The organism is Streptomyces sp. NPDC056161, from assembly GCF_042268025.1.
Lineage (GTDB): Bacteria > Actinomycetota > Actinomycetes > Streptomycetales > Streptomycetaceae > Streptomyces.
Genome location: NZ_JBHJUV010000022.1, coordinates 33,145 through 54,976, shown reverse-complemented (window position 1 = coordinate 54,976; position 21,832 = coordinate 33,145). Strand labels below are relative to the sequence as shown.

The following is a 21,832-nucleotide window of genomic DNA, read 5'->3' as shown; positions in this document are numbered from 1 at the left end:
CGTGCTACGGGGGCCCGGAAGCCGCCCGTGAACCCGATCACGGAGCGGCGGGCGCGGACGGCGGCGTGATCGTCGCCGCCTGTAGTCGTGCCGGCACGCAGGGAGCGGACCCGTGGGTGGCCCCGGCCCACGGCGGCTGGATTTCCGGCCGACCCGGAAACGCGAGATCCTGGTGGGACGCCGATCCTCGATCCGGCGAACAAAACGCGGGCCGGAGCGCATCTCACGCTTCGTCGAGCCCACCCCATGCTGATACGGCCCAGACCGCGACGGGGTACCGTCGCGTCTTCTGAAAGGAGGCCGGGCGATGAATCTCCCGTCGTACCGTGACCGCAGCAGCGCGGCAGTAGCGCCGCGACTGTCCGGGCGGGCCAGGCACGCACGCAGACTGAGCACCACGGCCGCCGTGGCGGTGGTGCTCCTGGCTGGCTGTGGCACGGGCACCCCCATGGCGGCCCCGCAGTCCAGCGGCTCCCGCGCGTCCTCAGCCCCGCCCGCATCGCTTTCCGCCTCCCCGTCGTCCTCGTCCCGCGCTGCCTCCCCCGTGCCCGGCGCCGCCCCGGCCACGTCCCTCGCTCCGGACCTCACCGCCACCGCCACCACGTGCACCAACAGCACGAAGCTGGCCGGGTGGTCGAACCGCCGGCTGGCCATGCTGACCATCGCCGTCCCGGTGTCGGAGACCTCGGTGTCCGACATCACCTCCGAGGTGAGCGCGGGTGCGGGCGGTGTGCTGCTGTTCGGCAGCAAGGCACCGTCCGACCTCGGCGCCCGGCTGAAGGCCCTGAAGTCCCATGTCCCCGGCAACCGTGGCCTGTTGGTGATGACCGACCAGGAGGGCGGCGGCATCCAGCGCATGTCGAACCTCGTCGGATCGCTGCCCTGGCCCGCGTACATGGGCACGCACTGGACCCCGGCCCAGATCCAGCAGAACGTCAAGAAGGTCGCCACCAAGATGGCGGCCGCCCAGGTGAACATGGACCTCGCGCCGGTGGTCGACGTCGACGGCAGGAACGTGGCCCCCAGCCGGACCAACCCCGACGGATGGCGGTCCTTCAGCGGCAACACCTCGGTGGTCTCCAAAGCCGGTGTCGCGTACATGAACGGGTTGCGCGACGGCGGCGTGATACCCGTCGTCAAGCACTTCCCGGGACTCGGCGGCTCCAGCTACAACTCCGACTTCGGCCCCGCCCGCACCCTGCCCTGGTCCACCCTGCAGAAGGTGGGCCTCCCGCCGTTCACGGCGGCCATCAAGGCCGGCGCCCCGGCGATCATGGTCTCCAACAACGTCGTACCGGGTCTGACCACCAACCCGGCAAGTCTCTCCCCGACCGCCATCACTTCCGAGCTGCGCGGCAAGCTGGGCTTCAAGGGCCTGGTCGTCACCGACTCGCTCAGCGCCAAGGCGATCTCCGCCGCCGGCTTCAGCATCCCCGGCGCCGCCGTGCAGGCCCTCCACTCGGGCGCCGACATGGTCATGTTCGACCTGGGGGGCGATGTCAGCTCCCGGACGTCCTCGATCGCCTCGGCGATCACCAACGCGGTGGCCGACGGTCACCTCGCCCGCAGCCGCCTCATCGACGCGGCGCAGCACGTCCTGGCCGTCCGGCACGTGAATCTCTGCTCCTGAGCGCGCCGCCGGGCCGCCGGCCCGGCACCGAGAAAGGCCGCGCACCACGGCGGACCCGGACGTGCGCCACCCCGTGCGTTCGACGGTGTACGACCTGGTAATACGTTTCCCATGCTCTCTTCCCCGCCACCGCCCGCCGCCGCGCCCGCGTCCGCCACCGCACTCACGCCCGTCGCCGCACCCACGACCGCCGTACCCGTCGTCGCCGCGGACAGGCCCGCCTCGTGCCCGGCGACCGCGGCCCTCGGCGGGGGCGGACGGCGATGAGTGCCCCTTCCGTCTCTCTGCGGAGCCTGATACCGGCCGTCTTCCTGCCGACGCTCGTCTTCGAGATCGGCGTGGGCGCCCTCGCGCCGGTGCTCGCGCTCAACGCCAGAGCGCTCGGCGCCTCGGTGGGCACCGCGGGCCTCGTGCTCGCGCTGCTCGGTGTGGGACAGATCCTCGCCGATGTCCCGGCCGGGGCTCTCGCGGCCCGGGTCGGCGACCGGAAGGCCATGCTCATCGCCGCCGGGATCGCCGCGGTGACGCTGGCCGCGGGCGCCCTGTCCAGAAGCGTCTGGCAGGTCGCGCTCGCGGCGACGGCCACCGGCGCGACCAACGCGGTCTTCAACCTCGCCCGGCAGGCTCACCTCACCGAGGTCATACCCGTCGAACTGAGGGCCAGGGCGCTCTCCACACTCGGCGGCATGGTGCGCGTCGGCGCGTTCATCGGCCCGTTCATCGGCGCGGCCGTACTGACGGCCCGCCCGGTCCGTGACGTGTACTGGCTGGCCCTCCTGTGCACGGCCGTGACCGCCGTGGTCCTGCTGGTCGTGCCCGACGTCGCCGAACCGGCGCCGACGGGTCCGGCGGCCGGCTCCGCGCCGCTCCCGGTGCGCTCGGTGGTACGCGCTCACCGCAAGGTCTTCCTGACCCTCGGTGTCGCCGTCGTGCTGGTGGGATCCGTCCGGGCCACCCGACAGACCGTCCTGCCGCTGTGGGCGGAACACCTGGGCCAGAGCGCGTCGTCCACGAGCGTCATCTTCGGGATCGCCGGACTGGTCGACACCCTGACCTTCTACCCGTCGGGAAAGATCATGGACAGGGCCGGACGGCTGTGGATCGCCGTGCCCTCGATGCTCGTCCTGGGGCTGACCCAGGCGGCTCTGCCGCTCACCCACGGTCTTGTCGCGCTGACCGTGGTGGCGATGCTCATGGGGTTCGGCAACGGCATCGGCAGCGGCATCCTGATGACGCTGGGCGCGGACGTGGCGCCGCCCCGAAGCCGCTCCCAGTTCCTCGGCATCTGGCGGCTGTGCGCCGACTCCGGAAGCGCGGGCGGCCCCCTGATCGTGTCGGCCGCGGCGTCCTTGGGCAGTCTGGCGGTGGGCATCGCCACGATGGGCGGCGTGGGGGTCCTCGCCGCCGCGGCTCTGCTGCGCTGGGTACCGCGCTATTCCCCCTTCGCGACGACCGGCACCCGCACGGCACGCACCGTGTCCGAGAGAACCACGGCCGTGTCCGAGGGGGCCAAGACCTGACCGGCGAGGCTCCGCTGCCCGGCCGCCGCACCGGCGCCGCCCGTTCCCGCCGCGAACACCGCCCACCCGCGGTCTGGCGGGCCTGACGAGCGGAGTGCGCGGCCCCGTTCCTCTGCTGCCCCTGGGAATCCGCGGCCCCGTTCCTCCGCTGCCCGGGGGAATCCGCCCCGCCCCCGGACCGCTGGGCTGGACCTGCCCGCTGGGACGCTGCTCACGGGTGGTGCTCGCGGGCGAGAGCACGGGCACCCCGGTCTGCGCCGCCGCCGGCCCCGACGCGAACGGCATGACCCCGTACGTGCCCCGTCCGGGAACACCGTGAACGCGTTCCTTGCGGAGATGGCCACCAAGCTGATGGACCGCTGGCTCACCGCTCTGGTGGCACCCGGAATGCTCTGGGTCGCCGTGCTCGTCGCGACGACGCGGCTGGGCCAGGACGCGCCCTTCGCGTTCGAGCGGCTGAGCGCCTGGCTGGACCGGCTCGCCCGGTACCCGGCCGTGCACGCGCCCGTGGTGGTCATGCTGCTGGCGGTCGCCGTCGTGCTCGCCGGCGGGGCGGTCGGGCTGATCGTGGGTGCCCTGGGCGGCCCGGTCGAGCGTTGCTGGGCCCTTCCCGGCGACCTGCCGCCCGCCGCCTGGCTGCTCAAGGCGCGCCGTCGCCGATGGGACCGGGCGACGCTGCGGCTGCGGACCGCCGTTCTGGGCGCCGTCGAACTCGGCGCGGACGGGGCCGACACCCGGCGTGCCGACACCTCGGTCCTGCGGCGTCAACGGCAACGCGTCCGGCTGGGTCCGGGCCGCCCGGTGCGGCCCAGCCGGATCGGGGACCGGTACGCGCGGACCGCCGAGCGGGTACGGCAGGTCAACGGCTTCGACGACCTCGCCCTGGTCTGGCCCAGACTGTGGACCGTGCTGCCGGACTCCCTGCGTGCCGAGATCACCGTCGCCCGGGACGGCACCAGCGATGCCGCGCGGCTGTTCGGCTGGGGCGCGCTCTACCTGGTGATCTCGGCATGGTGGTGGCCCGCCGCCCCGCTCGGGGTGGCCGTCCTCGCCGTCGCCACGGTCCGGGCCCGTTCCACGACCGAGAACCTGGCCGACCTGATCGAGGCGGCCGTGGACCTGCACAGCGCGGATCTGTCCGCACGCCTCGGCCGGCCGGCCGCGCCCTCACCCGTCGCCGCCGGACATGCGATCACGGCCCGGCTGAGCCCGCGCTGAGACGGCCGCTCCACGGTCGGTACCGCCGTTGTCCGGCTGGTGCTGCGTATCCTCGACCGATGCGTTTGGGCCGGCGAGGTGTGCGGGTCGGAGGTCAGCCGGGCCCTCCTGCGGAAGCCGCCTCCTGAGCCGCCCCCACGTCCGAAGCCGGAGCGAGGACGACTGCCGCACCGGGAGGACCGGGGTCGGCTGGACAGCCGTTCGGCACCGCTGCCTCGACGGGCGACGACGACCACCGCGTTCGGTCCGAGGCCGGGCGGAGGATGCCACCGCGCGCGGGCCGAGTGCCGGGCGGAGGACGCCACCCCCTCCCTGTGTCACCGGCGCCGCCGCCTACAAGCGGATGTCCACCCGCAGTTCGGCCTGCGACGGTCGCACCAGCACGGACCGGGCGCGCGGGGGGTGGTCGGCCGCCGAGACGACCAGGGTGTGGGAACCCGGTAGCAGGCCGAGCCGGTAGTGGCCCGTTTCTCCGGTGTAGGTCTGGGCGATCCGCTGCCCGCGTGCGTTGATCACGGTGATCCGGGCGGAGCAGCCGCCGGGGTGGGCGCGGCAGTGCACCGTGCCGCTGACGGACACCGTGGCCGTGCTGTCCGTCCCGGCCGTGGCGGCGGCCCCGGCGGGCGCCCTGGTGGCGTGTACGGCCCCGGTGACCCGGGTGGCCGGGGACCGCACGGGGCGTGGCCCGCCCCGGTCCGCCGCCGGAGCGGGCGCGGGCCGCCGCACCGGGCCGAGTCGCCCCGGCTCCCGGTCGGTGCCGGACGCCAGGGGCAGGCCGCTCTGCTCGGCGAAGCCGGCGAGTGCCGTGTCGAGCGCCTCCAGTTCGCGCAGGGCGGTCTGCAACCGCTGGGCGCGGGGACCGGGGGAGGCGGGCCGGACATCCGCCCGCAGTTCCCGCACGAGCGGGCCGACGGGACACCAGACGCCCTGGGCGGTGCCGTTGGCGAGGTGGTGGTCGAGGGCGCGCAGCGAGTCGGTGAAGGCATGGGCGATGAGCCGGACGCGTTCGGAGAGCCGCGGGGAGAGGTCGATGTCGATGTCCGCGGCGGCCGCGAGGGCCCTGGCGTGTCCGGCGGCCGTGGCCAGCAGCGCCAGCCGGTGCTGCGGCCGACGTCCGCGCACCCCGAGCGGCATGCGCACCAGCGGCCGGGACACCTCGGTGACCTGGAACAGCGCGACGTCGACGGCTCGCGCCGCACCTCGCAGCCGCACCGGGCTGTCCGGTTCCTCCCAGCGGGCCGAGATCTGGGCGAGGAGATTCTGGACCGCCTGGACGTACCCGTGTTCCGCCTCGCGGACGATCGTCCGGGTGGACAGGGGGAAGATCAGCGCGGCGCACGCCGAGGCCACCAGGATGCCGATGCCGTTGTCCAGGAGGCGTTCGCCGAGCAGGTGATCCATGCCGCCGTCCGGCGTGGTCAGGCCGTAGAGCTGCACCAGCGCGACGACCAGACCGGTGGTCCACAGGGCGTAGGCCCGTTGCATGCCCCAGGAGCCGAAGGAGAGTCCGAGGACGATGACGGCGAGCGTCCAGTAGACGTGGTGGTGGCCGATCAGGCGGAGCAGGAGCACCCCGATCACCGCGCCGGCGGCGGTGCCGACCATACGGTGGCCGAACTTGCGCAGCCGTTCGGGCGTGGTGTTGGTGCCGAACAGCGTGATCATCACGCCGATCAGGCCCCAGTAGAAACGCTGCGGGTCGATGGCGTCGGCGATCGGACAGACGATCGCGGCGGCCACGCCCGCGTGCAGCGGGGCGCGCACGAAGGGCACCGCCCGCTGCCAGCCGCTGCGCGTGCGGGCGGTGAGCGCACGCCGCATCGGCGCGGCCGAGCCGGGGAGCCGGTTGTTCTCCAGCGCGACGGCGGAATGGAACGGCACGGCGGCGGGCGTGTTCGGTGTCCGTCTGCCCAGCGTCAGCCAGCTGACCAGGGAGCCGGTGAGGGAGCCGAGGGACTCCGCGACCCGGCGGGCGAGCGCGGCGCACTCCGCGTCCCGGGGGTCGGCCCGCGGGTTCCGCAGGATCGCGTCGGCCTGCTCGCGGATCATCTCCACGGCGGGCCGCAGTCCGTCGGCCTGGGCCGGCGGGGTGTCACGGGCCAGCAGCAGGCCCACCACCAGCGCCCGGCGCAGTTCTTCGGGCGGCGACTGCGCGGCGAGCGCCAGGACCGCCTTGCCGGTTGCGCGCAGGGCGAGTTCCGCGTCGAACAGATGGCGGTGCAGCAGTTCCGCCACGACGGGGTCGGCGGCGGCCTCGGGCTGCGCGAGCCGTGCGTCGATGGTGACGGTCACGATGTTCAGGCGGCGCAGGGAGCGGTTCATGCGGCGCTCCACCCGCTTCAGGTCGGCGTCGGGGTCGAGCGCGTCGACGGTGGTGTCGGCGAGGCGGCGGGCCTCCACGACGAAGGTCCGCTGGGTGCGCAGCAGATCCTCCCGCGGCATCGGGTAGCACAGCAGCAGCCGGCCGGCCAGCACCGCCGCCGCGGACACCAGGGCGACCGCGAACGCCTTGCCCACCAGGGCGGTCGGGATTCCCGCCATGGTGCCCACCAGCAGACCGTTGAACATCATCATGCCTGTGAGCAGCCCCAGCGGGCCGAACCGGGCCAGCAGGAAGGCCAGGGCGAGCGCGGCGACGTTGAGGGAGATCTCCAGGGTGCGGTCGCCGTGCAGGACCGCGGCCGTCCAGAGCACCGCGGCGAACGGGAACGGCATCCACAGGATGGCCTTGGCGAGTTGCTGCCAGCTGTTGCCGGACACCGCGAAGGCGCTCATCAGGCCCATCATCCCGGCGACCATCATGCCGATCATCGACGGGACGGCGAGGGCGTGGGCCATGCCGTAGCCGACCGCCAGGGAGGTGACCATGGCGACCAGCGTTCGCCAGCCCGCCTGCAACTGCCCGAGTCCGGGGTCGGTGACCAGTACCCAGTCCCACCACCTGTGCGGACCTGCCACCCGGCGGGGGGCCAGGCCGACGCGCACGGCCCGGGGAGGTCGCGCCCCCTTGGCGGGATCGGCTACCTGCCGGGCGGTTCCTGGGCTGGTCAAGTGGGCTCCGATCCGATGGCTTCGTCGACCGCGGCGACAGCCGGCCGGCGTACCCGGCGCGCTCTCCCGCGTCGGCGGTGGTGGTGTGCGGTGCGTTCAGCGGGACGGCGGTCTTCCGCTGCCGCCCTGGTCCGGGCGGCCGGGGCCGGGCGGGGGCGAGGGGGATCTCCGCCGTGCTCCGGCCGGCCGTACGACGTCGGCGCGCGGACTTCGGAGCATCCGGCGGGATGACCTCGTCGTGACCTCGTCGCGGCCGGTCCGAGACTCCGGAGCGCGGCGGCACACGGCAGAGTTCGGTGAAGGCGTGTGAACGCGTACCGCATGCCGTGCCCGCCGCACCGTCGACGCGGCGGCCGTCGGGGAGCCGCCGCCGGCACCGGAAAATACATGCATATGGAAATTATATCTCGGTGATGTTCCGCCCCCGGCGCCGGGGGCGGAGTGCGGGACCGTCCGGCGCCGGGAAGCGGAGCCCACCGGGCCGCGGTCCGTTTGGTGCGGTCCGCTCGATCCTCAACGGGCGCCGGTGCCGGACCTCCGGTCCGGCGGCGCGAACGGGGAAGCCGCACCGCCGTGACGGTCGGGCAGGCCGCGGGACGTCGCAGCCGCACGCGGACTCGGCGTCCAGGACGTGGCGGCTCGCCTCGCGGACATCCATGACCTCGACCCGTGCGGTGCCCGGCGGGTCACGCGAGCGTGGTGCGCCGCAGATCGGTCTCCAGCACCCGGCAGACGGGGACTCTGTCCGGCTCGGGCCAGGCATACCGTGCGCACGGACTCTCGGCGCGCGGGCAGAGCAGGACCGGCTCGTAGGGACGGTCGGTCGCGAGGCCCGCCGGTGTCAGCATCGAGACGTCGCGGGTGCGGCCGAAGACACCGAGGGCGTCCTGGGCCGCGCGCAGCGCGCGGTGCACGGCTTCGAGCGGAGCGGCCGGGTCCGCACCGCTGCGCAACGCGGCCAGCAGCGCGTCGAGCCGGGCCGGGCCGTCGGCCGGTCCGCGTTCCAGCGCCGCGCGGACCCGGTCGACGTTCTCGCAGACGTACGCGATCCCGTCGGCGATCTGCTCCGGCGTACGGCTTCGGCCTGATCCCATGAGTCGCCTCTCGGACGGTCGTTGCTCTCCTGGGCCGCTGGCGCAGGGACTCGCCATCGTACGATGGGGGACCGCTGCGACAAGGGGGACCGGGTGCGTCGCGACGAATGCCTGGCGTCATTGAGCGATGTCCTGCGACGGATCAGCGACTCGGGCGACCCGTCGCTCGCCCTGCTGCCGGCCGTCGACGCGCTGGTGGCCGAACTGACCGGGCTCGTCGACGAGTCGGAGCAGTGGGACCTCGACGCCAGGTATCTGCTCGGCTGGCTGAAGTGGTACCAGTTCGAAGCCTTGCCGCAGGGCCAGGGCAGGGCGGCGGCCGTGGCGGCGCTGGACCTGCTGACGCCGGGCGCGATCACCATCGGCGTGCGGGAGTTCCCCGGACCGCTGCTGCCGGCGCTGGCGGACCGGGTCGTGGCGAGGTCGGCCGCCCTGCTCCAGCACGCCGCGGCCGGCCCGGACGTGAGCCTGCTCTGCGATGTCGTCGATCACTGGATCCACCTGGTGAACGCCACCCCGCAGGGGCATCCCGACCGGCCGCAGCGCCTGACGATCCTCTGCGGCGGGCTGCACACCCGCTTCGTACGGACCGGGAACCCGCAGGATCTCAAGGACGCGCTGACCACGGGGAGGCGAGCGGTGCAGATCGCCTCCGGTCACCGCGATCTGGGAATGTGCCTGTCGAATCTCAGCGCCGTGCTCAAGGCCCGGTACGAGCTCCTGCACGTCCCGGCCGACCTGGACGAGGCCGTGGCCGTCGCGCGGCAGGCCGTGGCCGCGGCCGAGGGCCATCCGGGCCGGGGCGCGGCCCTGACGAATCTCGGCGCGATGCTGCAGACCCGCTTCGGGCTCACCGGCGCCGTTGACGACCTGGACGAGGCGACGGCGGCGACCCGGCGGGCTCTCGACACCATGCCCCCCGACAGCCCCGACCGGGCAGCCGGCCTCAACAACCTCTGCTCCGCGCTGCTCAGCCGGTTCGAGCGCACCCACGAGCCCGGGGACCTGGACGAAGCCGTGCGGGTCGGTCGCGGGTCGGTGGAAGCCGGCGCGGGCCATCCCGACCGGGGACTGTACCTGACGAGCCTGGGCGAGGCGCTTCAGCGGCGGTACCGGCAGAGCGGAGCGGCCGCGGATCTGGACGAGGCCGTGGCCCGGTTGGAGCAGGCCGTCGCCGCCTCCGCGGCCCACCCGGACGTACGGGGCGCGCGCCACGCCGAACTAGTGCCCCGACAGGCAACGTTCGCCCCGTCGCGACGCCCGGCACGCACTCTCGCCGCACCGGCCGAAAGCCCAAGTACGTCCAGTACGAGGACTTCCGGCCGGCACACCGAGAGCACGCACCGAACGCCGCTCCTTGACGGGCAAACGTTACCTGCCGAGGCACTAGGCAAGGCCCTGCAGACCCGTTTCGAACGGACCGGCACCCTCGCGGACCTGGACCGGGCGGTGGCCGTGCTGCGCCAGGCGGTCGCCGCGACACCCCCGCAGCGCCGCGAGTACGCGTCCCGCCTGCTGGATCTCAGCATGGCGGTGCGCCTGCGCTTCCTGCGCACCCGGGCGGCGGCGGAGGGCGACGAGGCGGTGGACCTGGCCCGTGCGGCCGTCGCGGCGGTCGGGGACACCGAGCCCGACCGGCTGGCACTGATGCTCGTCAACCTCGGCTCCGCGCTGCTGGTCCGCCACGAGCGGACCGGCTCGGCCACGGATCTGGACGAGGCCGTCGCGTCCTGCCGCCGCGCCGTCGAGACCGCCGACGGCGGCGACGCCCTGGGCGAACTCCACCTGACCGTCCTCGACCAGGTGCTGTGGACGCGGTTCTCGCTGTCCGGCACGGCCGACGACCTCGACGAGACGGTGGCCACCAGACGGGCCGTCACCGACCGGACGCCCGTGGGCCACGCCGAGCGGAGCACACGGATGCGGGACCTCTCCGCCGCGCTGCTCGTCCGCTTCATGCGCCAGGGACGGCCGGCCGACCTGGACGACGCCATCACCGCCGACCGGGCGGCCGTGGAAGCCGCGGCGGACGACCACGAGCGCACGGCCGGTCTGGCGAGCCTCTCCAGCGCGCTGTACATCCGCTTCCTGCGCAGCGGTGCGAGCGGCGACGGGGACGAGGCCATGGCCCTGGGCCGCCTGGCAGTCGAGGGACAGGACGACACCCGGGCGGAAGGACCGATGGCGCTGCAGAACCTGTCGAAGATGCTGCTGACCCGTTCGCGGCGGACCGGATCGCTGCCGGACCTGGACGAGTCGGTCAGCCTGGCCCGCCGCGCCGCCGAAGCGTCCTCGGGGCCGCCCGGGACCGGCGACGGCCGGGACGGGAGCATCCTCGTCCTCGGTCCCCGCCCCGGCGGGCGCGGTCGGCTCGCCCTGGGAAGCACCGGCGGCGACGGCCTGCCGCAGCACCTCGCCAGTTGCCTCATCGAGCGGTTCGAACGGACCGGTTCGACGGCCGACGCGGACGACGGCATCCGGGTGCTGCGCCGGCATCTGGAAACCTCCGCCGTCGACCCCGCGGAGCGGGTGCGCTGCCTGATGTCCCTGAGCATCGCGCTGAGGCTGCGCTCCGGGCGGTCCGGGGAACGAGCGGACCTCGACCAGGCGGTCGAGATCGCGCGGACCGCCCTCGACACGGCCCCGGCCGACAGCCCGGAGCACGGCGTGTGCCTCGGATCGCTGAGCAACGCCCTGCACATGCGGTTCACGCGGTACCGGGACGCGGCGGATCTGGACGAGGCGGTCGGGTTCGGCCGCCGCTCCGTCGCATACCACACGGCGGACGAACCGGACAGCGCGCAGAGCCTCATGAACCTCTGCGACGTGCTTCAGTCCCGTTTCCAGTACCTCAAGGACCGGCAGGCGATGGACGAGGCGGTGGACTGGGGGCGCCGGGCGCTCGAAGCGATCGGCCCCGGGAACCGCAGCCGCCCGAAGGCGCTGCTGCTGGTGGGAACGGCGCTGCACGCACGGGCCCAGCACACGAGGAGAGCCGCCGACAGCGACGAGGCGCTGCGGGTCCTCGGAGAACTGGTCCGCTCCGAGTCGGCGCCGCCGGGACTCCGCATCGAGGCCGCGCGGCTCGCCGCCGGACTGGCGGCCGCCTCGGACCTGGCCCGGTCGGCCGACCTGCTGGAGACCGCCGTTCTCCTGCTGCCCGAACTCGCCTCGCACCGCCTGCGCCGCCACGACCAGGAGCATGCCATCGAGTCCGCCGGCGGTCTGGCGGACACCGCTGCCGCCCTCGCGCTGGCCGACCCGACCCGCCCGCCGCCGCAGCGGGCCCGACGCGCCCTGTCCCTGCTGGAGGCAGGACGCGCGGTCCTGTTGAGCCAGACCCTGGACACCCGCGGCGACCTTGCCGAACTCCACCGCGTCCACCCGGCGCTCGCGAGCCGCTACGCCCAACTGCGCGACCGGGTCGACCGGGTCGACCGGGTCGACGATCCCCTGCGGGCCGCGGACACCGCGGCCGACGCGCCCGACGCGCGTGCCGACCCGGCCGCGCGGATGACCGAACTGCTCCAGCACATCCGCACCTTGGACGGATTCACCGCCTTCGCCCTGCCGCCCTCCCTCGACGAGTTGCGCTCCGAGGCCCGACAAGGCCCCATCGTCAGCTTCAACGTCCACGACGTGCACAGCCATGCCCTGCTGCTCACCGCGGACGACGTCACCGTGCTGCCGCTGCCCGCCCTGACCCCGCTCATGGTCATCGACAAGGCCAACACCTTCCACCTGGCACTGCGCGATGCCACCGATCCCGCCGCCGACCGCATCGCGGCCCAGCGAACGCTCACCGAGGTGCTGGCCTGGCTCTGGGACAACGCCGCCGGACCGGTCCTCGACGCGCTCGGCCACCGTACGGCCCCGCCCGAGGGGACCGACTGGCCACGGGTGTGGTGGGCGCCGAGCGGGCGCCTGGGCCTGCTCCCGCTGCACGCCGCCGGACACCATGACCGGCCCGGCACCGGACGCACCGTCATGGACCGCGTCGTGTCCGCCTACACGCCCACCGTCCGGGCCCTGCGACACGCGCGGCAACGCCAGACCGCCGCCGGTCCGCACCGTTCGCTCGTCGTCGCCATGCCCACCACCCCGGGGCTGCCGCAGCACGGGCGGCTCCAGCACGTGGCGGCCGAGGCCGAGTCGGTCGCCGGGCTGCTGCCCGAGCCCCTCACCCTGATCGAACCGGACCCGGGCTCCGCCGCCGGCCAGGGCGACCCGGCGCTTCCCACGCACGACCGGGTCCGGGCGGAACTCCCCGGACGGCCCGTCGTGCACTTCGCCTGCCACGGCGAGTACGCCCTCGACGACCCGTCGGCCAGCCGGCTCCTGCTGCACGACCACGCCCGCGCTCCGCTGACCGTCGGCGACCTCGCCGCCGTCGACCTCGAAGGCGCCCAACTCGCCTACCTGTCGGCCTGCCACACCGCCCTGAACGTCGCCGACCACCTCATGGACGAGTCGATGCACCTGGCGGGCGCCTTCCAACTCGCGGGCTTCCCGCGGGTGGTCGGCACCCTGTGGATGGTGGACGACGAGGTCGCCGTCGAGATCGCCGAGGATTTCTACTCCGCGCTGCGCGACCCGCGGACCGGGCATCTCGACCTCACTCGCGCCGCCCACGCCCTGCACCGCGCCACCCGCGGGCAACGCGACCGGTATCCCGGCACGCCGTCCCTGTGGGCCGCGCACCTGTACACCGGCGCGTGAGGCGGATCAGTCCGTCCCGAGGACGATCCGCCGGATCGAGGACAGATACCGTACGGCCGGATCGTTGCCGTACGACAGCGGGCCGGGCTGGAGCACCCGCGCGCCGAAGTCCGCGGAGTCCGGCCGTGGACCGTGCACCCCGTAGGGGGTGCCGTCGCCGTTGACGTCGGGGGACGTGGCATACACCTGACCGGCGCCCCGCAGCCCGCCCGCCGTGTCCGTGCCCGCGGACGCACTGCCGAGAAATACCGTCGCATCGACGTCCAGGGGTACGTCCCGGGCCGCGAACCCCACGACCAGGCCGCCGTAACCGTGCCCGACGACCGTGATCCGCGCCCGGTTGCCCGGGTCCTGGAACCGTGACGTCACCCGGAGTCCGGCGACGAACCCGGCCAGCCGGGCCGCGGCGCCCGCGGCCGGTGCCGGATCACGGGCCTCGTCGGGCAGCCGGGGCGCCAGGTAGTCGGCCCAGGTGATGACCGACACCGTGTCGTCGTCCGGTGCCGACGCGATCTGCCGGTAGAAGGACTCGGCACGCAGCAGCAGCGAGTCGGGCGCCGTCGCGCCGACACCGGGGATCAGGACGACGACACAGCGCGCCTGGTCCGGATCGTTCCGCGCGACGATCATCCGTCCGTCGGGGGAGAACCCGAGGAGAAGGATCCGGTCCTGGCCGGCTGAGTCGTCCGCCGCCGCTGAGTGTTCTGCCCGTGCCATGCCCCCGGAGTCTGCCGAAGGGCCGTCGGAAACACAAGGCGCCCCGCCGGAGCCGGTCATGGCTCCCGGACACCGGCAACTTCCCCTAACCGGCGCGGAGTTCGGACGGACAAGGCCGGCGGGTCGGTACGCAGGTGCCGGGCCAGCTCCGTGCCGAGTTCCTTGGTCAGCGGTCCGGTGCGGTCGATCCCCAACTGGTCGGCGAGGTCGGTGCCGTGCAGGCGGACGGCGGCCTCCAGGAGCGTGGCGTAGGTCTCGGTCGCCGCCCGGGTCCGCGACCGGGCGCTGACGACGAGGGCCACGCTGATCAGCGCGGCCGGCCACCAGAGCACCGCCACGGGCAGATAGAGCAGCGACCACGCGGCCAGGGCGGTGGCCCGGGTGAGGGCCTCGCGGGCGGCGGTGATCTCCGTACGGGGTGCGTCGGGCAGGACCAGCCACAGGTGGGGCCAGACGGCGGCGAGATCGAGGCGGTACTGCCGGTCCAGCCGGACGGCGACCGCCTGGACGCGGTCACCGCACCAGGTGGGCCGGTCCGGACGTTCGACGGAGACCGAGGCCATGCCGCGATGGGCGGCATGGCGGTCCGCCGGATCGGACCGCCGGCCCAGGGCCAGGGCGCGGGCCGCTTCCTCACGCTGCCGGTCGTAGTGGCGTGCGGCCGTCTCCCAGCGGTCCCGCCTGCGCCTGACCCGCCACTCGGCCGCCCGGCGCAGCGGGAGGGGCCAGGCACGCCAGTCGGCGGCGAGCCACAGCCGTTCCGCGAGGGCCCCGATCGCCTGGGCGGCCAGTCCCGCGGCGGCGGCGCCCGCCAGCACGGCGGCCAGTACGACGGCCTGTCCACCGGCGTCACCGACGACCGGGGTACGGGCCCAGGCACCGATCCGGTCGGCGAGGCGAGCGGGATCGAAGGGGTGCGTATGGCCGAGCGCGTGCGCCGTGGCCAGCACCGCCAGGTAGAGGGCGCCCGGCAGGACCAGCAGCGAGAACCACCGTTCGGCCAGCTTCCTTCCGATCTCGGACAGCAGGCCGCCCATCTCAGCACCGCCCCCCGCACGGCAGCCGGCCACCGCGTGCGCCCACGGTGGCGTCCACCGCTCGCGCCGGCCGCCACGGGGACCCTGCGCCGACCGGACGGCCGCACACACGCGCCGAGTCGCCGCTGTGCCCGGATGCCGCCTCGGGCTCGTCGGCCATGTGCTTCCTCCAGACGGACGGGCGCCGCCCGGTGCGGCGCGAGGCCGACACGAGGCGCGAGCCGGGTCGTTGCGACCCTGGAACGATAGCGCCGCGGTCGATCGCCGACCGCGTGTTCGCGTGGCCGGTCAGCGCAGGATCAGCGCGGGATCAGCGCAGGGACTGCGGGGTCTTGGACCCGACTCGGGTCGGTTTCTCCGGGTTGCGGACGTGGGCGGGACCCGGGCCCGCGGGCGTCCTCCACGTGGCAGGTCAGCACACCGCCGATCGCGCCGCCCGTGCACAGGCTCAGCGCGAGGCCGCCGAGCCGGACCTGGCGGTACCCGGTCCGGACGCGGGTCGGCCCGTTCGGGCCGGCGCCGGTCGGGCGGCGGTCCGCACGCCCCGGTCAACGGGCGGCGGCGGTCAGCCGGGTACGGGCCAGTGCCGCCGCGCCCAGGGCCACCGCGTCCCCGCCCAGCCGGGACGGCAGAGCGCGCACCGGGCGGCCGGTGACGGGAGGTTCGGCGGCCAGGGTCTTGCGGAGCACGGGTTCGAGCAGGGGCCAGGCCCCGCTGACGCCGCCGCCGAGCACAAAGGTGTCGATGTCCAGCAGGCCCGCAACGAGCAGGATCGCGCGGGCCACACCGGCGCCCGCCGCCTCGTACACCGCATGTGCGTGCGGGTCGCCGCGCCGTGCCGCGCCGGCGATCTCCCGGGCGGTGGCCGCGCGGCCGGTGCGCTCGGCGTAGCGGGCGGCGAGCGAGCGGCCCGACGCCAGGGTCTCCAGGTGGCCCTGGCCCCCGCAGGTGCACGGCAGGTCGCCGAAACCGGGCACATGGCCGATCTCGCCGGCCGCGCCGCGCGGCCCGGCGTACAGTGCGCCGTCCAGCCACAGCGCACCGCCGACGCCGGTGCCGAGCGTCATACCGAGCACATGGGTCTCGCCCGCGACGGCACCCCCGGTCACCTCGCCGCGCAGGAACGCGTTGACGTCGTTGTCCAGGAACGCCGGTACACCCAGGGCGCGTTCGACGGTCGACGTCACCGGGAATCCGGCCCAGCCCGTGAACGAATCGCTCGCCACCAGCACGCGTCCCGCCTGTGAGTCCACCACGCCCGCCGCGCCCACCCCGACGCCGAGCAGCCGGGCGGGGGTGCGGCGCAGCAGCCGGCGCAGCGCGTCCAGGGCGGCGCCGACCATGGCGGCCCCGCCCTCGGCCGCCGGGGTCGCCACCTCCGCCCGGTCGACGACGTCCAGATCCGGTGCGCACAGGATCACCTGTGTGGTGGTGCCGCCGATGTCGATTCCGGCCACCGCCTCCGGTCCGTGCGTCACGCGGTCGCCTCCCGTTCGCCGGCGGTCCTGAGGGCCCCGCGCTCCGCGCGGCGCCGCCGCTGGAGCACCGGATCGGGTACCGGCACCGCGGCGATCAGCCGCCGGGTGTAGTCGGTCTCCGGGCGCACCAGGGTGGTCGCGGTCGGGCCCTGTTCCTCGATGCGTCCGGCGCGCAGGACGACCACCCGCTGGGCGTGGCGCTGCACGACGGCCAGGTCGTGGGAGACGAACAGGCAGGCGAAACCCAGCTCCTGCTGCAAGGCAGCGATCACGTCGAGCACGGTGCGTTGCACGCTCACGTCGAGCGCGCTGGTCGGCTCGTCCGCCACGAGCAGCCGCGGTTCGAGCACCAGGGCCCGGGCCAGGCTGACCCGCTGGCGCTGTCCGCCGGACAGCTCGCGCGGACCCCGCGCCGCCAACTCCTTCGGGAGCCGTACGAGTTCCAGTGCCTCGGCGACCCGGGCGCGGCGCTGGGCCGCCGTCATGCCGCGCCGGTGCACGCGCAGCGGCTCGGCCACGCACTCGGCGACGCTCATCCGCGCGTCCAGGGAGGCCACGGGGTCCTGGAGCACGACGCCCACGCCGGCCAGCAGGGCGCGGCGGGCGCGGCCGTGGGTCCGGCGCAGGTCGGTGCCGAAGAGGGAGACCGAGCCGGCGTCCGGCCGTACCAGGCCGAGCGCCACCCTGGCGGCGGTCGACTTGCCGGACCCCGACTCGCCGACCAGCCCCACGGTCTCGCCCGGGTGGACCGTCAGGGACACCTCGTGCAGGGCGGTGACGGCACGCCGTCCGCGGCCGAACCGCACGTGGACGTCCTGGAGCCGGACCACCGGCGTGTCGCCCTCCGGCTCGCCGGCGGACCGCGCCCGGTCGGCCGCGGCCCCTCGGGCGACCACCGCGGTCGCACCCGGCCGCCCCGCGCCTTCCGCACCGGCCACCGCGAGCCGCGGCACCGCACCCAGCAGCCGCCGGGTGTACTCGTGGGCGGGCCGCAGCAGCACCTCGGTCACCGGGCCGGTCTCCACGATCTCGCCGCGCAGCATGACGGCGACCCGGTCGGCGAAGTCGGCGACGACGCCCATGTTGTGGGTGACCAGCAGCACTCCGGTGGCGGAGTCGGCCGCCAGCCCGCGCAGCAGGTCGAGGATGTCGGCCTGCACGGTGACGTCGAGGGCCGTGGTGGGCTCGTCGGCGACGAGCAGGCGGGGCGAGTTGGCGATGGCCATGGCGATGACCACCCGCTGCCGCTGGCCGCCCGACAACTGGAAGGGGAAGGCGGACGCCCGTCGTTCCGGCTCCGGGATGCCGACGCGGCGCAGCAGCGCGACGGCCTCGGCCGCGGCCTCCCGCGCGTTACAGGCGCGGTGGTTGCGGATGACCTCCGCGATCTGCCGGCCGACCCGGGTGAGCGGGTCCAGGGCCGTGGCGGGCTCCTGGAAGACCATGGAGGCGGTACGGCCGCGCAGCCGGGCCAGTTCCGCCTCGGCGGCGCCGACGACCGGGGTCCCGTCGACCGAGATCCGGCCCGACGTCCGGGCGGTGCCGGGCAGCAGTCCCAGCGCGGCCAGCGCCACCGTCGACTTGCCGGACCCGGACTCGCCCACCAGCGCCAGCGTCTCCCCGGGCCGGACCCGCAAGGACACGTCGCGTACGGCGGTCACATCGCCGGCGTCGGTGGCGAAGGTCACCGACAGGTCGGTCATCTCCAGCGTGTTCATCCGCGTCCCTTCACGTCGAAGGCGTCCCGCAGCCCGTCGCCGATCGCGTTGAACGCGCACACGGCGAGGATGATCGCGAGGCCCGGCGGCACGATCAGCCACCAGCGCCCGGAGTAAGCGGCCGTCAGGCCGGCGGACAGCATGCCGCCCCAGTCCGTCGACGGCGGCTGGACGCCGAGGCCGAGATACGACACGTAGGCGACGAGCAGGATCGCGTCGGCGATCTGGAACGTCGCGGCGACCACGATCGTCGACACCGAGCCCGGCAGGATGTGCCGGACGACGGCCCGGCCGTGGGTGCCGCCGATCGCCCGCAGGGTCAGGACGTGGTCCCGGTTCTTCAGGGTGAGTGTCTCCGCGCGCACCAGCCGGGACGGCACCAGCCAGGACACCAGACCGAGGACGAGGATCAGCCCGAGGGTGCCCGGTGTGGTGATGGCGGAGACGACCAGCAGCACGAACAGTGCGGGTACGGCGATGCCCGCGTCGACCACCCGCATCATCACCGCGTCGAGCCAGCCGCCCGCGTACCCGGCCACGGCGCCCCACAGGGTGCCGACGACGGTCGCGAGGATCCCGGCCGCGAGGCCGACCAGCAGCGAGGTCCGGCCGCCGTACATGAGCCGGCCGAGTTCGTCATGGCCGACGGCGTCCGTGCCCAGCCAGTGCGCGCCGCTCGGGGCGAGGTTGACCTGGGCGAGGTCCGTGTGGGTCTGGTCCGTCGGGTGGAGCAGCGGGCCCACGAAGCAGAACAGCAGGAAGAGGACGAGGACGACGAGCCCGGCGACCGCGGTCCGGTTGCGGGCGAACCGGCCCCGCGGGCGGCGGCGGCCGGTGGCCGCGTCCGGGGAGGGGGTGCGTACCAAGGTGCTCATGTCCGGCCCGCCTCCACTCGCGGATCGATGATGCGCTGGACGACGTCGGCCAGCAGGGTGCCGACGACGGTCGCGACGGAGATGACGAGGACGCTGCCGAGCAGCACCGGATAGTCGGAGGACTGCGCGGCGTTCCAGAACAGCAGTCCCATCCCCGGGTAGTTGAAGAGTTGCTCGACGACGAGTGCGCCGCCGAACAGCACCGGTACGTAGTAGCCGAGCATGGCGACCACCGGGGTCAGGGAGTTGCGGAACACGTGCCGCCACAGGATCGCGCGGGTCCGGGCGCCGCCGGCGCGGGCGGTGCGCACGTAGTCCTCGGCGAGGTTGTCCAGGGTGGCGGCCCGCATGTACCGGCTGAACACGGCGACCATGGAGGCGGCCCCGGTGACGACGGGCAGCACGAGCGCGGCCGGGTCGGCGAACACCTGGGCCAGGGTCTCCCCCTGGGGGGCCTGGGAGGGGAACCAGCGCAGCGTCTGGGTGAAGACCAGCACCAGGACGAGACCGAGGACGTACACCGGCGTCGAGTAGGCGACGAAACTCACCGCGGTGACGGTGTGGTCGACGGCCTTGTTGTGCCGTGCCGCCTGCCACATGCCGAGCGGGATCGCGAGCAGCAGGCCGAGGAGCGCCGACAGGACGGTGAGCACGAGGGTCTTGGGCAGCCGTTCGGCGATCAGCCGGGACACCGCCTCGTTGAGGGTGTACGAGGTGCCGAGGTCGCCGTGGAGCAGCGTGCCCAGATAGGTGAGGTACTGGACGGGCAGCGGCCGGTCGAGGCCCTGTTCGTGGTTGAACGCGGCGATCTGCTGGGCGGTGGCCTGGGGGCCGAGGATGCCGCGCGCGGGGCCGCCGGGCAGGGCGTGCAGCAGGCAGAACACCACGACGGTGACGATCAGGATCACGGCCAGGGCTTGCAGCAGCCGCCGGGCGAGGTAGAGAACGGTGTCCACTCAGCTGGTCCACTTCCACTGCGCCGGATGGAAGTTGGCGAGCGAGTCCTGGGCGAAGCCGCCGAGTCCGTTCCTGATGACGGAGATCTGGTAGACGGGCTCCGGGAGCCAGATCACCGGGAGGTCCTTGGCGAGGGCGGCGCTGTAGTCCAGGACGGCCTGGTCCGAACCGGTGGTGGTGGAGGCGGCGACGAGCCGGTCCGTCTCGGGGTCGGAGTAGGTGCCGAAGTTGGAGCCGCCCTTGCTCTGGAAGAGGGTGTCGCCGGTCGGGAAGGCGGGGAAGTACCAGCTGCCCGCCGTGCCGAAGAAGGACAGTTGCCACTTGCAGGCGGCCTGTTCGGGGGTGCACTGCGGGGTCTGCGCCAGCACGGAGTTGACGGGCGCGGTCTTGATCGAGAACTTGATCCCGGTCCGCGCCAGGGAGGACTGGATCGCGCTCATCATGTTGTCGGTGACGGTGGAGCCGGACTGCGACAGCACCTGCATCTCGAACCTGGTGCCCTGGGCGACCCCGGCGCCGCACCGGCCGGCACCGGTGCCGGGAGACGTGCACGTCATCACGCCGTCCCGCTCGCTCCAGCCGTGGCCGGTCAGCAGTTCCCGGGCGGCGGAGGTCGAGAACGGGTACGGGTTGTCCTTCTGCTCCGGCGACAGGAACGACGACGCCTGTCCCTGCGGGACGGGGCCGTACCCCGGTACGGCGGTGCCGTTGAAGATGACCTTCGCGAGGCTGGTCTGGTCGATGGAGCGCTGGACCGCCTGACGGGCGTAGAGCTGCTTGAACACGGCGCCCATGGCCGGGTTGTTGAAGTTGTACGGCATGTAGGTGATCGCCCAGCCCGTCCACGGCTTCACGGTGTAGCCCCGGGCGGTGAACTGGTCCTTCTGGTCGAGGTCGGTCGCCTCGATGTAGCCGTAGTCGACGCCGCCCGAACGCAGCGCGTTCTTCTCGGCGTCCGCGGTGGTGAAGGGCAGCAGGTTCACCGTCGGTATGGCGGCCCGCTCGCCGCCGTCGTACTTCTTGTTGGCGGTGAGGACCACCTTGCCGGCGGTGGAGAACGAGGTGACGCCGTACGGGCCGCTGATGGTCTTCCAGAGGGGGTCCTTCTCGTAACCGGCGATGTTCTTCGCCGCGTCGTTGAGGTAGGTCCACACCTGGCGGGCGCCGGCACGCGTGCGGTCGGCGTCGGAGACCCGCGCGGAGGCGGCGGTGCGGTCCCAGGCGTGCTGCGGCAGCGGCATGACCAGGGTCAGCTGATTGGCCAGCATCCACTGGGAGTTGTAGGCGCGGTCGAAGGCGATGGTGAAGTGGCGGTCGTCGACGGTCTTGAAGGACGTCCAGTTGTCGGGCGCCTTGCCGGGACTGTAGCCCGCCCACTGCGCCTTGTCCGCCTTGACGAGGTTGAACCAGAACTCGACGTCCCGGGAGGTGACGGGCTCGCCGTCGCTCCAGTGCCGGTCACCGAGGGTGATGTCGACGCTCTTGCCGTCGGCGGCGAAGTCCGCGGCCGTCGCGAGGGATCCGGCCTTGTTCCAGGCGACCCGGCCGGTCGAGCCGTCGTAGGCGACGAGCGGTTCCCAGAGGGTGTGCGAGATGGAGGCGTTGTTGGTGTTGAGGTGGGCGGCGGTGCCGATCGGCAGGATCCAGTTCGGGGTGAAGTTCGCGGGCAGCGCGTAGTCGATGGAGTCGTGGGACGCGGACGACGTGCCGCTCGTCCCGGAGCAGCCCGCGAGCAGCAGCGTGCCCGCGAACGCGGCGATCATGATTCCCCTGGGGGACATGGCTCTCCTTGGAAAAAGGTCGGGCAGGGGCGGGGCG

At 73.9% G+C, this 21,832-nt stretch carries 13 protein-coding genes; 4 read left to right on the top strand and 9 right to left on the bottom strand.

What is annotated here, in order from left to right; genetic code table 11:
* Positions 1–307 precede the first annotated feature (307 nt).
* From ACFC09_RS21485 to ACFC09_RS21475, 3 genes are all read left to right on the top strand, one after another.
* On the top strand, positions 308–1,630 hold the full coding sequence (locus tag ACFC09_RS21485) for a glycoside hydrolase family 3 N-terminal domain-containing protein (protein WP_376530646.1): 1,323 nt from the start codon (positions 308–310) through the stop codon (positions 1,628–1,630).
* Positions 1,631–1,893: 263 nt separating this feature from the next.
* On the top strand, positions 1,894–3,150 hold the full coding sequence (locus ACFC09_RS21480; protein WP_376530643.1) for an MFS transporter: 1,257 nt from the start codon (positions 1,894–1,896) through the stop codon (positions 3,148–3,150).
* A gap of 315 nt (positions 3,151–3,465) precedes the next feature.
* Positions 3,466–4,368, top strand: a complete 903-nt coding sequence (locus tag ACFC09_RS21475) for a hypothetical protein (protein ID WP_376530640.1) — start codon at positions 3,466–3,468, stop codon at positions 4,366–4,368.
* Positions 4,369–4,701: 333 nt separating this feature from the next.
* Here ACFC09_RS21475 and ACFC09_RS21470 read toward each other — a convergent pair whose 3' ends face one another.
* Positions 4,702–7,419 carry an FUSC family protein gene (locus tag ACFC09_RS21470; RefSeq protein WP_376530637.1) on the bottom strand — a complete coding sequence of 906 codons (2,718 nt, stop codon included), beginning with the start codon at positions 7,417–7,419 and terminating at the stop codon, positions 4,702–4,704.
* A gap of 686 nt (positions 7,420–8,105) precedes the next feature.
* Positions 8,106–8,513: a hypothetical protein gene (locus tag ACFC09_RS21465; protein WP_376530634.1), complete on the bottom strand. Its 408-nt coding sequence runs from the start codon at positions 8,511–8,513 to the stop codon at positions 8,106–8,108.
* A 63-nt stretch (positions 8,514–8,576) separates the two neighbouring features.
* Between ACFC09_RS21465 and ACFC09_RS21460 the strand changes: the two genes are divergently transcribed.
* Positions 8,577–13,232 carry a CHAT domain-containing protein gene (locus tag ACFC09_RS21460; protein ID WP_376530631.1) on the top strand — a complete coding sequence of 1,552 codons (4,656 nt, stop codon included), beginning with the start codon at positions 8,577–8,579 and terminating at the stop codon, positions 13,230–13,232.
* A 6-nt stretch (positions 13,233–13,238) separates the two neighbouring features.
* Here ACFC09_RS21460 and ACFC09_RS21455 read toward each other — a convergent pair whose 3' ends face one another.
* From ACFC09_RS21455 to ACFC09_RS21425, 7 genes are all read right to left on the bottom strand, one after another.
* Positions 13,239–13,949, bottom strand: coding sequence for an alpha/beta hydrolase (locus tag ACFC09_RS21455; RefSeq protein WP_376530629.1), 711 nt, complete (start codon positions 13,947–13,949; stop codon positions 13,239–13,241).
* Between the two features lie 56 nt (positions 13,950–14,005).
* The gene (locus tag ACFC09_RS21450; protein WP_376530626.1) at positions 14,006–14,986 is read right to left on the bottom strand and encodes a hypothetical protein; all 981 of its coding nucleotides are present in this window, start codon (positions 14,984–14,986) and stop codon (positions 14,006–14,008) included.
* Positions 14,987–15,534: 548 nt separating this feature from the next.
* Positions 15,535–16,464 carry an ROK family protein gene (locus ACFC09_RS21445; protein WP_376530624.1) on the bottom strand — a complete coding sequence of 310 codons (930 nt, stop codon included), beginning with the start codon at positions 16,462–16,464 and terminating at the stop codon, positions 15,535–15,537.
* A complete protein-coding gene (locus tag ACFC09_RS21440) occupies positions 16,461–18,182 on the bottom strand; it encodes a dipeptide ABC transporter ATP-binding protein (protein WP_376530621.1) in 1,722 nt (573 codons plus the stop codon). The genes ACFC09_RS21445 and ACFC09_RS21440 overlap by 4 nt, the downstream gene beginning before the upstream one ends.
* On the bottom strand, positions 18,179–19,057 hold the full coding sequence (locus ACFC09_RS21435) for an ABC transporter permease (protein ID WP_376530619.1): 879 nt from the start codon (positions 19,055–19,057) through the stop codon (positions 18,179–18,181). The genes ACFC09_RS21440 and ACFC09_RS21435 overlap by 4 nt, the downstream gene beginning before the upstream one ends.
* Positions 19,054–20,013, bottom strand: a complete 960-nt coding sequence (locus tag ACFC09_RS21430) for an ABC transporter permease (protein WP_376530617.1) — start codon at positions 20,011–20,013, stop codon at positions 19,054–19,056. The genes ACFC09_RS21435 and ACFC09_RS21430 overlap by 4 nt, the downstream gene beginning before the upstream one ends.
* A complete protein-coding gene (locus ACFC09_RS21425; protein ID WP_376530615.1) occupies positions 20,014–21,795 on the bottom strand; it encodes a peptide ABC transporter substrate-binding protein in 1,782 nt (593 codons plus the stop codon). It lies immediately after the preceding gene.
* Between the last annotated feature and the right edge of the window lie 37 nt (positions 21,796–21,832).